Origin of the sequence: Bordetella genomosp. 2, from assembly GCF_002261345.1 — a bacterium.
Taxonomy (GTDB): domain Bacteria; phylum Pseudomonadota; class Gammaproteobacteria; order Burkholderiales; family Burkholderiaceae_B; genus Bordetella_A.
In genome coordinates, this window is the sequence record NZ_NEVT01000007.1 from 371,278 (window position 1) to 385,164 (window position 13,887).

The 13,887-nt window shown below is 70.8% G+C and carries 10 protein-coding genes; 4 read left to right on the forward strand and 6 right to left on the reverse strand.

The window, feature by feature from the left end; genetic code table 11:
- Nucleotides 1-57 precede the first annotated feature (57 nt).
- The 3 genes from CAL24_RS18520 to CAL24_RS18530 form a co-directional block, all read right to left on the reverse strand.
- On the reverse strand, nucleotides 58-1,431 hold the full coding sequence (locus CAL24_RS18520) for a heavy metal sensor histidine kinase (RefSeq protein ID WP_028352507.1): 1,374 nt from the start codon (nucleotides 1,429-1,431) through the stop codon (nucleotides 58-60).
- Nucleotides 1,428-2,126, reverse strand: coding sequence for a heavy metal response regulator transcription factor (locus CAL24_RS18525; RefSeq protein ID WP_028352508.1), 699 nt, complete (start codon nucleotides 2,124-2,126; stop codon nucleotides 1,428-1,430). Before CAL24_RS18525 ends, CAL24_RS18520 begins: the two co-directional genes overlap by 4 nt.
- Before the next feature lie 210 nt (nucleotides 2,127-2,336).
- On the reverse strand, nucleotides 2,337-3,893 hold the full coding sequence (locus CAL24_RS18530; RefSeq protein ID WP_094807525.1) for an argininosuccinate lyase: 1,557 nt from the start codon (nucleotides 3,891-3,893) through the stop codon (nucleotides 2,337-2,339).
- A gap of 139 nt (nucleotides 3,894-4,032) precedes the next feature.
- Between CAL24_RS18530 and CAL24_RS18535 the strand changes: the two genes are divergently transcribed.
- Genes CAL24_RS18535 through CAL24_RS18550 form a run of 4 tightly spaced genes read left to right on the forward strand, consistent with a single transcriptional unit; the run spans nucleotide 4,033 to nucleotide 10,821 of the window.
- The gene (locus CAL24_RS18535) at nucleotides 4,033-6,036 is read left to right on the forward strand and encodes a TonB-dependent receptor domain-containing protein (protein ID WP_094807526.1); all 2,004 of its coding nucleotides are present in this window, start codon (nucleotides 4,033-4,035) and stop codon (nucleotides 6,034-6,036) included.
- Nucleotides 6,036-9,983, forward strand: coding sequence for a cobaltochelatase subunit CobN (gene cobN, locus CAL24_RS18540; RefSeq protein WP_094807527.1), 3,948 nt, complete (start codon nucleotides 6,036-6,038; stop codon nucleotides 9,981-9,983). Before CAL24_RS18535 ends, cobN begins: the two co-directional genes overlap by 1 nt.
- A complete protein-coding gene (locus CAL24_RS18545; protein ID WP_028352512.1) occupies nucleotides 9,980-10,513 on the forward strand; it encodes a MotA/TolQ/ExbB proton channel family protein in 534 nt (177 codons plus the stop codon). The genes cobN and CAL24_RS18545 overlap by 4 nt, the downstream gene beginning before the upstream one ends.
- A complete protein-coding gene (locus CAL24_RS18550) occupies nucleotides 10,513-10,821 on the forward strand; it encodes a DUF2149 domain-containing protein (RefSeq protein ID WP_028352513.1) in 309 nt (102 codons plus the stop codon). The genes CAL24_RS18545 and CAL24_RS18550 overlap by 1 nt, the downstream gene beginning before the upstream one ends.
- A gap of 25 nt (nucleotides 10,822-10,846) precedes the next feature.
- Here CAL24_RS18550 and CAL24_RS18555 read toward each other — a convergent pair whose 3' ends face one another.
- From CAL24_RS18555 to CAL24_RS18565, 3 genes are all read right to left on the reverse strand, one after another.
- On the reverse strand, nucleotides 10,847-12,148 hold the full coding sequence (locus tag CAL24_RS18555; protein ID WP_094807528.1) for an APC family permease: 1,302 nt from the start codon (nucleotides 12,146-12,148) through the stop codon (nucleotides 10,847-10,849).
- Nucleotides 12,149-12,159: 11 nt separating this feature from the next.
- On the reverse strand, nucleotides 12,160-12,885 hold the full coding sequence (locus tag CAL24_RS18560; protein ID WP_212591739.1) for an alanyl-tRNA editing protein: 726 nt from the start codon (nucleotides 12,883-12,885) through the stop codon (nucleotides 12,160-12,162).
- 97 nt (nucleotides 12,886-12,982) lie between these two features.
- Complete coding sequence (locus CAL24_RS18565; protein WP_094807529.1) at nucleotides 12,983-13,828, reverse strand: helix-turn-helix domain-containing protein; 846 nt, start codon at nucleotides 13,826-13,828, stop codon at nucleotides 12,983-12,985.
- Nucleotides 13,829-13,887 lie beyond the last annotated feature (59 nt).

The following is a 13,887-nucleotide window of genomic DNA, read 5'->3' on the forward strand; positions in this document are numbered from 1 at the left end:
CTGGATGATCAAGGACTGCTGCTTGCCGTGGGGACGCTGGTTCATGGGTTCACCGGTTCAGCTGGATCGGGACAGGGAAAAACCGAAGGTATTGACGCCGTCTGCGCTGCGCACGAACACGCGGCCGCCATGCATGGAGGCGATCGCGCGCACGATCGACAGGCCCAGCCCGTGATGCACGCCGCTGCGCGTGCGCGCCGCGTCGCCGCGATAAAAGCGTTCGAACAGGCGGGCTTGCTGCTCGGGCGGGATCGGCTCGCCCTGGTTCGACACGGATACCCAGACCTGGTCGCCCTGCGGCTCGATCGACACAACCACGGCGGTGCCGCCGCGGGCATAGCGCGCGCTGTTGGACAGCAGGTTGGCCAGCGCGCGGTGGAACAGCCGCTTGTCCACCCTGGCGGTGGTCTCGCCCTGCACGCGCAGCGCCACGCCCCGCTCCGCGAACGCGTCCTCGACATACTCGACCGTCTTGCACGCCTCCTCATGCAGCGACACCTCGCTCAGCTCGGCCGCGCGGTGCCCGTTCTCGGCGCAGGACAGGAACAGCATGTCGTTGACGATGCTGCTCATGCGCTCGAGTTCCTCCAGGTTGGATTCGAGCAGATCCTGCAAGGCGCCCAGGTCGCGCTCGCGGGCCAGCGCCACCTGCGTCTGGCCGATCAGGTTGGTCAGAGGCGTGCGCAGCTCGTGCGCGACGTCGGCATTGAAGCCTTCCAGCTGCAGCCACGCGGCCTCGCGGCGCTCCAGCGCGTTGTTGAACGACACGGCCAGCTCGCGGATCTCCGGCGGCAGGCCGGCCACGTCCAGCCGCTCGCGCGGGTTGCCGGGCGGCAGGCTGTTGGCCTGCTGGCCGAGGCGGCGCACCGGCGCCAGCCCGAGCTTGGCGATCCAGTAGCCCAGCACCGCCACCAGCAGAATGCCCAGGGCCGAGGCGATGCCCATGACGCGCGTGAATTTTTCCTTGGTATCGATATAGGCGGTAGCGTCCAGCGCCACCACGAACTCGATCGGCGGGCGTTCGCCGTAGGCGGGAATCGTGCGGCTCAGCACCGCCCATACCTTGGCCGGCTCGCGCACCTTGACGAACCCGAACGGGGTGTCGGGCATGCGCGAGCCTTCTTTCAGCAGGAACGGCCCGCCGTAGGAGAACCGCTCGTCCGGCGAGCGGATCCAGTAGCGGATGCGCGCGCCCTCCTGGGCCATGCCGTCGAGCTTGCGGCGCACCAGGTCCCATTCGCGGTCGGACCGGCGCGCCTCGATCACCGGATCCAGCAGCGTATGGTGGACCTCCAGTTCGCCGCGCACCTGCTCACGGACCGAATCGGACAAATAGCAGTAAAGGAAGAACGCCACGCCGGAAAACACCACGGCGGCGGTCGCGGCGAACATGGCCACCAGCCGCCAGGCGATGGGCAGGCCGCGGCTCATGCGGCAGGGGCGACGTGGTCGGCACGCCGGTCTTCGAGCACATAGCCCATGCCGCGCACGGTATGCAGCAGCTTGCGGGAATACGGCGCGTCCACCTTGGCGCGCAGGCGCTTGACCGCGACTTCGACCACGTTGATGTCGCTGTCGAAGTTCATGTCCCAGATCTGCTCGGCGATCATCAGCTTGGACAGCACCTCGCCCTGGTGGCGCGCCAGCAGGCTCAGCAAGGCGAACTCCTTGGCGGTCAGGTCGAGGCGCTGGCCGGCGCGCACCACCTTGCGGGCCAGGAAATCGATGCTCAGGTCGTCGATCTGCAGGGCGGTCGGCTCCTTGCCTTCCGAGGACCGGCGCGTCAGCGCCTGCAGGCGCGCCACCAGCTCGATGAACGAGAATGGCTTGGGCAGGTAGTCGTCGGCTCCCTTGCGCAGGCCGGTCACCCGGTCGTCCACCGCGCCGCGCGCCGACAGCATGATGACCGGCGTGGCCTTGCGGCGGCGCAGCTGCGCCAGCACACCGTAGCCGTCCAGCCCGGGCAGCATCAGGTCCAGCACGATGGCGTCGTAGTCGAACTCCAGGGCCAGGTGCAGGCCGTCGGTGCCCGTGTCCGCGACGTCGACGGTATAACCCTGCTCCGTCAAGCCGCGCAGAATGTAGGAAGACGTCTTGTCTTCGTCTTCGATGACCAGTACACGCATGGCGCTCTCTTGCGCAAGAATGAGTGGCTCGGGATGCAACGCGAGGCCAGTCTACGCCGCCGTATCGGTCGAAGCGCTGACCGTGCGCTGACATTTTCGTCAGGAAACCGGCGCGGCGCGCTCCTCGCGCCGGTTCATTCTACGCAACGCACATGAAGCCCGCAGGCGCGCAGCGGCGCGGGCCGCGAGGCCGGCGCCGCCGCGGCAAGGTCACTCGGCCGGCCTGGCGGCGCCGGCCAGCTTGGCGAAGTCGCCATCCAGCCGCGCCAGCGCGGCGTCGATGTGCTTGCGCCGCGCCTGGACCCACGCGTCCTGCTCGGTCAGCCTGGCGCGCGCCTGGGCCAGCATGCGCTCCATCTCGGTCGGCTGCGGGCCGCCGGCGGTGGCGCGGTTGTTCACGATGGCCACCGGGTCCAGGGTGGCGCGGAACTCCGCCTCGTCCATCGGCAGCACTTGCTGATACTGGGTGCCCTTGACGGTCTCGGCGTAGATGCGCTGCGCCTCGGCATAGGGAAAATCGAGCGGCTTGATGCCCTGGGCACGCGCATGGCTGACCACTTCGGAAGCGAAGTGATGGCCCTCGCGGAACGGCAGCCGGTACTTGCGCATCAGCACGTCGGCCAGCTCCTGCGATGCGGTCCAGTCGCTGTTGAGCTCCTCCAGCGCCCGCTCGGGGCTGATCACCAGCGCCTTCAGCACGCGGTCCCACTTGGCCAGCACCGTAATCGCGCTGTCGACCATGGCCGAATTCTGCTCCACGTCCTTCGGGTCGCTCATGCCCGGCGTGATGTTGTGGGTCTGGATCACCGGCCCCAGCGCCAGGGTGATGGCGGTCGACGCGTCGCTGCGGGTCGAATTGAGCAGGCCGGGGTTGCGCTTTTGCGGCATGGCGCTCGACACATAGGTATTGCCGCCGCCCTCCTGCAGCAGGATCCACGGACGCGGCTGCGCGTACTGCGTCATCAGGTCCTCGATGAAATTGCCGGCGTGCAGCGCAATGCCGGTGACGATGGCGCCGACTTCCACCGGCTGGTCCATGGAGGAAATCTGCGAAGCGTCGTAGGCGTTCTCGACCAGGCCGGCAAAGCCCAGGTAATCCGCCATGCGCTGGCGGTCGAGCGGCCAGCTGGTGCCGTTCAGCACCGTGGTGCCCATGGGCGAGCGGTCGATACGGGCGCAGGCCTCGCGGATGCGCTGGGCGTCGCGCTCCAGCCCGGCGGCGTGGCCCAGCAAATAGTGGCCGTAGCTATTCGGCTGCGCCGCCACGCCGTTGGTGTAGTTGGGCACCACGGTGCCGGCGTGCCGCGCGGCCAGCTCCACCAGCGTGACCGAGGTGGCGTTCAGGCGATCCGCCAGTTGCAGCAGCTTGTCGCGCAGGATGGCGGCGCGATAAGTGGCGTGCATGTCCTGGCTGGAACGGCCGGCGTGCAGCAGGGTCACGTCCATGCCGCCGGCCTTGATCAGCAGCGGCTCGAAAGTGATGACCGTGGCGGGACGCTTGGCGCCGGGCTGGTTGCCGTCCCGGATCACTTGCGCCACCGCGGCCGCCAGGCGCGGCGCCATGGCCCGGTCCAGCAGGCCTTGCTCGGCGTTGATGACGGCCGTGGCCTTGTTGATCTCGCCCAGCCAGAAAAATTCGTCGCGCGGCGGCGCCTCGACGGCCTGCCGCCCGGCCAGCGCGGCCGCCTTGCCGGACTGCGCGTAAGCCGGGGTGCCGCCCAGCGCAAGCGCGACGGCCAGGCACACGGGGGTAAGGATAGGTCTCATGGTCTCCTCTTCTTCCTTTTGGACGGTCTGGCGATTTTATCGGCGCCCGGCTGCCCTGGCGTCCTGCGTCTTGATGCCAAATTAGAAATGTTATAACGTTCTACGTTTTGCAAGAAAGCCGCCGGCACCGATGCGCCCCATGAAAGCCAGACCCCACGACAACTCCATCCGGCGGGATGTCGCTGCAAGCTGCCTGATGGCGCTCACGGCATTGAGCGGCCCGGCCTGGGCCGAAGAACCGGAAGCGCAGCGGCGCGCCCGCGCGACACCCGCGCCGCAGCATGCCGGCACCCTGCCGGCAGTGGTCGTGACCGCCACCGCCGCCGAACGCGAGGCCGCCGATGCCCCGGCCAGCGTCACCGTAATCGACGGGGCGGCGCTGCGCCGCCAGCCGGTGCTGGACCTGGCCGATGCCGTGCGCGACACGGTGGGCGTCGGCCTGGAGGACGCCGGCCTGGGCCGGCGCGGCATCTCGATCCGCGGCATGAGCGCCGCGCACACCCTCATGCTGGTCGACGGGCAGCGGGTCAATGCGTCCGCATCCGCCATCGCTCATTCCGACTTCGAGCTGGGCTGGGTGCCCACCGAGGCCATCGAGCGCGTGGAAGTGGTGCGCGGCCCCATGTCCTCGCTCTATGGATCGGAGGCGCTGGGCGGCGTGGTCAACGTGATCACGCGCAAGGCCACCGATGAATGGCAAGGGTCGTTCAGCGGCTACGCGCTGGTCAACGACCACGGCCTGGACGGCAACCAGTACAAGAGCGGCTTCTATATCGGCGGGCCGATCGTGCCGGGCCGCCTGGGGCTGAACGCCTGGGGCGAGTTCAACCGGCGCGCGCCGCTGCGCGACGCCGGCAATACCGCGCTGACGGCGCTCGACGAACGGCGCGCCACCACCGGCCACGTCGGCCTGACCTGGACGCCCGATGCGCGCCAGCGCATCGACCTGTCGGTGGACGCGGGCAATGAAGACCTGCAAGGCTACCGCGACAACAGCGACGCCACCCTCTATGAAGCGGAGAACGAAGTGCGGCGCCGCCGCTATGCCATCTCGCACAGCGGCGACTGGCAGTGGGGCCAGAGCCAGGTGCGGCTCTACCGGGCCACGCTGGACCGCCACGCGCGCCGCAGCGACGGCGGCGACGCGACCGGCCCCAACCGCTTCACCGACACCGTGCTGGACGGCCGCGTGGGCTTCGCCGCGGGCCGGGCGCACCGGCTCACGCTGGGCGCCGAGACCCGCCGCGAAACGCTCGAAGATCCCACCGTCAACCAGGCCGGCAAGCAATCGCTGACGCATTACGCGCTGTTCGCGCAGGACGAGATCCGGCTGGGCGAGCAATGGGAACTGGTGCTGGGCAGCCGCTTCGACCGCCACGAGGAATTCGGCTGGCAGACCAGCCCGCGCGCCTATCTGCTGTTCCACCCCACGCAGGCGCTGACCTTCAAGGCGGGCGCGGGCCGCGGTTTCAAGGCGCCGACGCTCAAGCAGCTGTCGCCCGAGTACGAGTCGCGCGCCGCCATGGGCGGGCGCGGCATCATCCGCGGCAATCCGGACCTGCGGCCCGAGACCAACCAGTCCTATGAGCTGGGCGTGGAATACCAACAGCGCGGCTGGTCGGCCGGCGCCACGCTGTTCCACAACGATGTCCGCAACCTGATCGAGACGGTGCGGCAACCGACCTGCTACGAGCCCCGCCGAGTCTGCCTGGAGTACGAGAACGTCGCCCGCGCGCGCCTCAAGGGCATGGAGCTGACGGCCGGCGCGAACCTGCTGCCCGATTGGCGCGTGGATGCCAACTACACCTACCTGGATGCCCGCGACCGCTCGACCGGCGAGCGCCTGCCGGATCGCTCGCGCCACCGCGCCAATGCCACGCTGACCTGGGCGGCGCTGCAGCAGTTGAGCACCCGCCTGCGGGTCGAGTACATCGGCTCGCAGTACCGTTCCGCCACCGAGAGCGAGCGCCCCGGCTACACCCTGCTGCACTGGTACGTCGATTACGACGTCAACAGCAACCTCAGCCTGCATGCCGGCATCGAGAACCTGACCGACAAGCGGCTGGCCAACGACGATGCCGATGTCTACGGCCGCGCCGACGAGGGGCGCCGCTACTTCGCCGGGCTGACCGCGAGGTTCTGATGGCCGCCCTGCATCTTGTCCGTCTGTGGCGCCGCGGCGCGCCGGCGCTGCTGGCGGCCCTGCTCGGCCTGGCCGGCGCCGCGCAGGCGCGGCCGGTCGTGCAGGTGCTGCACAATGGCTTCGTCTCCGCCGAGAAATTCCAGCGCCTGGAGCGGCTTGCCGCCCGCGAGGGCGTGGCACTGGCGCACACCGACGTCGAGCGCGCCACGCCCGCCGCGCTGCGCCAGGCCGTCGCCGGCGCGGCGCTGCTGGTGCTGGATACGCCCCGGCCGGGCGACCGCGCCATGGTGCAACAGCATCTGCGGCGGGTTCCCGGGCACGACGGGCCGCCATGGCTGGTCGTGGGCGGCGGCCGCCCCGCCTGGGAGCGGCTGCCGCCGCGCCCCGCCGCCACGCTGGCGGCACTGTATGCCGCCGGCGGCGCCGGCAATTTCGGCCGCTTCTTCGCGCTGGCCAGGACCGTGCAGCAAGGCGCCGAGCCGGCGCCGAGCCTGCTCGCCCCGCCCGCCGCGCTGCCGCCCAGCGGCTTCTACCACCCCGCCGCGCCGCGCCTGTTCGAGGACCTGGACACCTACCTGCAATGGCATGCGGCCCGCGCGCAGGCCGCCCCGGCGGCGGCGCCGCCGCGCGGCCGCGTGGCCTTCCTGGTGCATCGCGGCGTAGTGGCCGACATGCTGACCGGCGAAGTCGACGAGCTGATCGCGCGCAGCGAAGCGGCGGGCCTGCAGCCGGTGGTGTTCTGGTTCGATGCCGCCGCGCCGGGAGGCCTGCCCGGCGTGCTGGGCGCGGGCCGCATCGACGCGCTGGTCAACCTCACCCACATGCAGGACGGCGCGGCGCGCAGCCGCGATTTCCTGGCGCTGGACGTGCCTGTCATCCAGACGCTGCGCTTTCGCGACGGCGAAGCCGCCGACTGGCCCGCCGCGCCGAGCGGCGTCGCCGCGCGCACCGCCGCGCTGTTCCTGGCCGGGCCCGAAGGCTGGGGCATCAGCGATCCGCTGGTGCTGTCGGCCAGCACCGCCGGCCTGCACCACCTGCTGCCGGGCCAGGCCGACGCGCTGATCGCCAAACTGCAGCGGCTGGCGGCGCTGCGCCACACGCCGCCGCCCGACAAGAAACTGGCCCTGATGTTCTGGAACTACCCGGCCGGCGAAAAGAACCTGGGCGCCTCGCACCTGAACATCCCGCGCAGCATCGTATCCATGCAGGCCGCCCTGGCGGCCGCCGGCTACCAGGTGGGCGCGCCGGTCGCCGAACAGCAGGTGATCGAGCGGGCGCAGCGCATGCTCGGCGCGCTGTACGGCAGCGTGCCGCTGGACGCGCTGCTGGACGAGGGGCTGGCCGCGCGGTATCCGCTGGCCGACTACGAGCAATGGCTGGCCGGCCTGCCGCCGCGGCGCCAGGCCGAACTACGGCAGGCCGGCGACCCGGCGCGACACCGGGCCGTCCGCGAAATCGACGGCCGGCGGTATTTCGTCATCCCGCGCTGGCAGCTCGGGCGCCTGCTGATCATGCCGCAGATGCCGCGCGGCGCCGATGCGGCGGGCCACTACCACGACACCGCCAGCGCGCCCGACCATCTCTACATGGCGGCCTATCTGTACCTGCAACAGCAGTACGCCGCCCACGCCCTGATCCACCTGGGCACTCATGGCACGCAGGAATGGCTGCCCGGCAAGGACCGCGGCCTGGCCGCCGACGACTACCCCTGGCTGGCGGCCGGCGCCATGCCGGTCTTCTATCCATACATCCAGGACAATGTCGGCGAGGCCATCCAGGCCAAGCGGCGCGGCCGCGCGGTGACCATCAGCCACCAGACGCCGCCGTTCGCCCCCGCGGGCCTCTACGACCAGCTGCGCGATCTGCACCAGTTGATCCATGAATACCAGCAACTCGACGACGGCATGGTGCGCGCGCGCGCCGGCGCGCAGATCCGCGCCATGGCGGTCGCCGCGCAGCTGCACCAGGACCTCGGCTGGACCGAGCCACAAGCCGAGCAGGACTTCGACGGCTTCCTGCTGGCATTGCACGATCATCTGCACGAACTGGCGCGCACCGCCATGCCGCTCGGCCTGCATACTTTCGGCATGCCGGCCGAGCCGGCGCACCGTGTCAGCACCATCATGCAGCAACTGGGCCCGGCCTTTTACCAGGCGCTGGGCGTCGAACAGGAAGAGCTGTACGCCGCCGACCCGGCCGCGCTGCGCGACAGCGCGCCGTATCGGGCAGTCTCGCAGATGCTGGACCCCGGCGCGGCGCAGGCGCTGCCGCCCGATTGGTCGGCATTCGCCGCGCGGGCGCGCGAGCTCGACCAGCGCCTGCAAGACACGCAGGAACATGAGGCCCTGCTGGCAGGCCTGGCGGGCCGCTTCGTGGCGCCCGGCGCCGGCGGCGACCCGGTCCGCAATCCGGAAGCGCGCAGCGGCCGCAACTTGTACGCGTTCGAAGCCGACAAGATTCCGGCCAGGGCAGCCTACGAATCGGCCGCGACCGCCTACGCGCAAGTCGTGCAGGCCTTCCGCGCGGAGCACGAAGGCGCCTGGCCGCGCAAGCTGGCCTTCAGCCTGTGGGCCTCGGAAGCGATCCGGCACCTGGGCGTGACCGAAGCGCAGATCCTGCACGCGCTCGGCCTGCGCCCGGTCTGGGATGCCGGCGGGCGCGTCACCGCGCTGGAGATCATTCCCGCCGCCGAACTGGGCCGGCCGCGCGTCGATGTGGTGGTGCAGGTGACCGGCGTCTACCGCGACCAGTTCGACAGTTTCATGCGCCTGCTCGACGACGCGCTGGCCAAGCTGGCGGAACTGGACGAGCCGGGCAATCCGCTCGCCGCGAACAACCAGCGCATCGCCGGCGCGCTGCGGCAGCAGGGCATGTCCGACGCGCAAGCCGCCGCGGCGGCCCGCTACCGCATCTTCGGCAACGCCCCGGGCCAATACGGCACCGGCGTGCCGGGCCTGGCGCTGCGCTCCACCGAATGGAACGACGATGCCGAGCTGGCGCGGCAGTTCCTGGCCAGCAGCCGGCATGCATACGGACGCCACGACTGGGGCGCCGACCCGGCCGGCGCCAATTTGCTGGCCGAACAGTTGCGCGGCGCCCAGGCGGTGATCATGTCGCGCTCCTCCAACCTGCACGGCGTGCTGTCCACCGACCATCCGTTCGAATTCCTGGGCGGCCTGTCGGCGGCCATCCGGCATGTCGACGGCCGGGCGCCGCAGCTGCTGGTCTCGGACCTGCGCACCAGCCGGATCGCCACCACCGGGCTCGCCCGCTTCCTGGCCGACGAGCTGCGCACCCGCTATCTCAATCCGCAATGGATCGCCGCCATGCAGCAGGAGGGCTACGCGGGCACCCTGCAGGTGCTCAACGCCACCAACAACCTGTTCGGCTGGCAGGCGATGGATCCCTCCACCGTGCGTGACGACCAGTGGCAAGCGCTGTTCGACACCTACGTGGCCGACACCCGCGGCCTGGGCACGCGCGCCTGGTTCGAGGCGCACAATCCCACCGCCCAGGCGCAAGTACTGGAGCGCATGGCCGAAGCCATCCGCAAGGGTTACTGGGACGCGCCGGCGGCTACCCGGCAGGCCCTGGCGCAGCGCTGGCAGGAACTCGCGCAACAATTCGGGGTGGACAGCGGCGCGGCGCTCACGCGGCAATACATCGCCGACATGGCGCAGGGCTTCGGCCTGGCTCAGGCGCCCGCCGCCGACGCTGGCGCGGCCGGCGCGCACACGCCGCCGGATCCCGCCACCCCGCCGGCCGCCGAGCCGGTGCAGGGCCAGGTGCTGGAGCCCGTCGACGCCGCCCGGCCGCGCGACGACCCGGCGCTGCCCTGGCTGCTGGCGCTCATGCTGCTGCTGTTCTGCGGCGGGGCCTTGCGGCAGGCCATGCGCTACCGCTCGCCACCCCGCTCGACCACCACATATGGAACCGTCCGCCGATGACTGCCCTCGCCGATATCGAAATCCTGCTCTACACCTTGTCCCGCGTGTTCCTCGTGCCGGTCATGCTGCTGATCGCCGCGGCCCTGGCCTACGCCCTGGCCATGCTGGGCGCCTTCGCCGTGGAGGCGTGGCAGCGCCGCCGGCCATCGCATGCGCGCGCGCTGTTCCGCTTCGCCGGCCACGGCGCGCCGCGCGCGGCGGAGGGCCAACGGCCCGCCGCGCCGCCGGTCGCCAGCGACGACCTGGAATTGTGGATCATGAAACAGCTCGAATGGCTGCGCATCGTGTCGCGCTCGGCGCCCATGCTGGGCCTGATCGCCACCATGATCCCCATGGGCCCGGCGTTGCTGGCGCTGGGCGAAAACGACGCCGCCGCCGTGGGCAAGAACATGGTGGCGGCGTTTTCGTCGGTGATCCTGGCGCTGCTGGCGGCCAGCATCTGCTTCTTCATCCTGACCATCCGCCGGCGCTGGCTGCTGCAAGACCTGCGCGAACTGGAGCGCCAGCGGCAGGCGGGAGGGCAGGCCTGATGCGCTTCCTGGACGACGAAGACGGCCACGACCCGATGCTGTCGGTGGTCAACCTGATCGACCTGTTCCTCGTCATCATCGGCATGCTGATGGTGGCCATCGCGCAGAACCCGCTCAACCCGTTCTCCCGGGACAAGGTCGTGGTGGTGGAAAACCCCGGCGAGTCCGACATGCGCATCACCATCAAGGACGGCCAGGAACTGACCCGCTACGAAGCCAGCGGCGAGATGGGGCAGGGTCAAGGCTCGCGCGCGGGCATCACCTACCGGCTGGAAGATGGGCGCATGATCTACGTGCCGGAGGATTGACGGCGCGCCCTCCCCGCCGCCGCGCTCAAAGCGGCTTCGGGCCTGCGCGCCCCATCGAGCCCAGATGCTGCAACACCCCGCCCAGCGCAATCCACGCCAGGCCGCCCAGCAGCCCGATCCACCCGCTGGACACCAGCATCACCAGCGACATGGCGAAGGCCAGCGGCAGCAGCAGCGCCGGGCACGGCATGCGGAAGGCGGGCGGCGGCCCGCCGCGCTGGCGCAGCTTGAGCAGCACCAGCAGCGGCGGCAGGAAATGCGCCACGTACAGGAACCCGCCCACCGCCGTCGCCAGGCGCAGGCTGCCCAACGCGGCGACCAGGGCCAGTATGGCCGCGCACACCAGCACCGCCGCCCATGGCGCGCCGGTCGCCGGGCTGACGCGCGCCAGCGCGGCGGGCAGCAGGCCGTCGCGCGCCATGGCGAAGCTGATGCGCGAGGTCACCACCAGCACGGCATTGGCGGTCGCGGCAGTCGTGCACACCGCCACCGCGGCGATCAGCTTGCCGCCCGCCGGCCCGAGAAATTGCGTGGCGGCGGCGCTCAGGGGCGCGGCCGACGCCCCCAGTTCGCGCCAGCCCAGGGTGCCGAGCGCGACCAGCACCACCAGCAGATAAACGAACAGCACCAGCGCCAGCGTCGCCAGGATGGCCCGCGGCAAGTTGCGTTCCGGCTGCTCGACTTCTTCGCCGGCCGCCGCCACCATGTCGAAGCCGCCGAAGGCCAGGAACGCCGTCAGCGCAGCGGCGAGCAGGCCGCCCGGCCCGTTCGGCAGCCACGGCTCGAACCGCGCCGGGTCGACCGACGGCAGGCCGGCCAGGGCAAAGCCCAGCAGGCCGGCCAGCGCCAGCAGCATCACCGCCACTTGCACCTGCCCCGACAGCCTGACGCCGGCGACATTGACCAGCGCGCAGGCGATCACCAGGCCGACCGCGCCCCACAGCGCCGGGATACCGGTGAGCGCCTGCAAATAGCCGCCGAAGCCCAGCGTGACGTAGCCGCTGACGAACAAATAGGCGCCCCAGAAGACCCAGCCCATCATGAAGCCCCAGCCGCGCCCCAGCACCGCGCGCACGAAGGCATAGCCGCCGCCCGCTTCCGGATAGCGGCAGGCCAGTTCGGCGTAGGGCAAGGCGATCAGCAAGCCGGCCACGAAGGCCAGCGCGAAAGCCAGCAGCGCCGCCGGGCCGGCCACCGCGGCGGTGTGCCCCACCAGCACGAAGATGCCGCCGCCTATCGTGCCGCCCACGCCCAGCGCGACCGCGCTGCACAACCCCAGCGTGCGGCGCAGCCGGGCACGCGGCGCGGCGGCGAGTCCCGGTTGCATATGGCCCTGGCTCATGGGTTCACCAGCCCGATGCGCACCCGGCGGTTATGGCGGCCCTTGTTGTCGATCTTCAGGATCCGGAGCGGCCGCGAGGCGCCTGTCTCGCTCAGGTGCGTCCCGCCGCAGGCCTGGCGGTCCAGCCCGACGATGTCGACGATGCGGATCCGGCCATCGGCCGACGGCGGCGGCGCGACCGACTTGGAACGGATCAGGCCGTGTTCCCGCCGGGCCTCGTCCAGCGGTACGTAGACATCGCGCACCGGCAGGTTCTGCCTGATCGCGTCGTTGAGGGCGCCTTCGATGGCGCGGATGCGCTCGTTGTCCGCGCCGGGCAGGTCGAAATCCATCCGGGCGGTGCCGTCGTCGCTCATCTGCACCCCGGTCACCAGGGCGCCGTCGAAAGCCTGGAACACGAGAGCATTGAGGATGTGGGTGCCGGTGTGCAGCTCGCGCATCATCTGGCGCAGGTCCGGATCGACCTGGGCCTGCACCGCGCCGTCCAGCTCGGCGGCGGGATCGGCCAGCAGGATCCAGGTCTGCCCGTCGATGAGCTCGAAGCCGGCGACGGCCGCTTCGCCGCCACGCCAGCGCAGCAGGCCGCGGTCGGCCGGCTGGCCGCCGCCGCCGGGGTAGAACGGCGACTCGGCCAGCAGGACGCGGCCCGGCCGGGCGTCGACGACGCTGGATTCGAGCATCAGGGTAGCGGGGTTCTCGTGATAGAAAGCGCGTGCGGGCATGATGGCGTCCATGGCAATGACTCGCGGCAGTATGGCCCGGCGCGCGGCGCGCGTATTGGCGAAAATTGCGGCGGCCGCGCAGTCCGGCACGCGCCCCTCAGGCGGGCCGGCCGCCGTGCTGCGCGGCCCGCGCGAATTGCAGCGGGGTGATACCGTAGCAGCGCTTGAAATGCCGCGTCAGCGCGCTCTGGTCGTAGAAGCCGGTAGCGCCGGCGACTTGCGCGATGGGCATGCCGCGCCGCAAGTAATGGCACGCGCGCTTCAGGCGCGCCTGCACCAGGTAGGCGTGCGGCGTCATGCCGACGCCGCGCTTGAACAGGCCGATGAGCTGGAACGGCGTCAACCCGGCGGCCGCGCTCAGGTCCTCCAGCCGCAGGTCTTCGGCATGGCGCTGGTGGACCAGATCGGTGACCAGGCGCAGCAAGGCCCGGTCGCGCGGCGGCGCCTCGATGCGCCCGCCGCCGCTGCCATGGCGGCGATACAGGCGCCCGAAAGTGGACACCAGCAATTCCCGCTCGCGGAACAAGTCGCGGCCGTCTTCCAGCGCGCGGTGCAGCGCCAGGAAGCCGTCGACCAGGTCGGCGTCGCCGAACCTGTTGCGGGTGAAATACGGAACCTCGGCCACGCCCAGGCCGCGCGCCACCGCGTCGATCGCCGACTGGGTCAGATAGAACGAGCGGTAGCGCCAGCGCTCGCTGTGCCCCATCCAGCCGGCGTGCGCCTCGGCCGGGTTGAAGACGAACAATGTGGAGGAACGCGCTTCTTCCACCACGCCGCGGCTCTTTATCACCGAGCCGCCCGCTTCGGTGACGGCGATCACGAAGCCGTCATGAGTATGCGGCGGATATGCCTGGGTGGTGAAATCGGCGCACATCAGGCTCAGGCCCGGGGTGTGCCGATCCCACCAGTAGCGCGAGAGGTTGTGCGGGTCGGTACGGGCCATGGGCGGCTCCTCGGCGGCGCGCGGCGTACAAGGGGAATGGCCGATTTTATCGGCTCTCC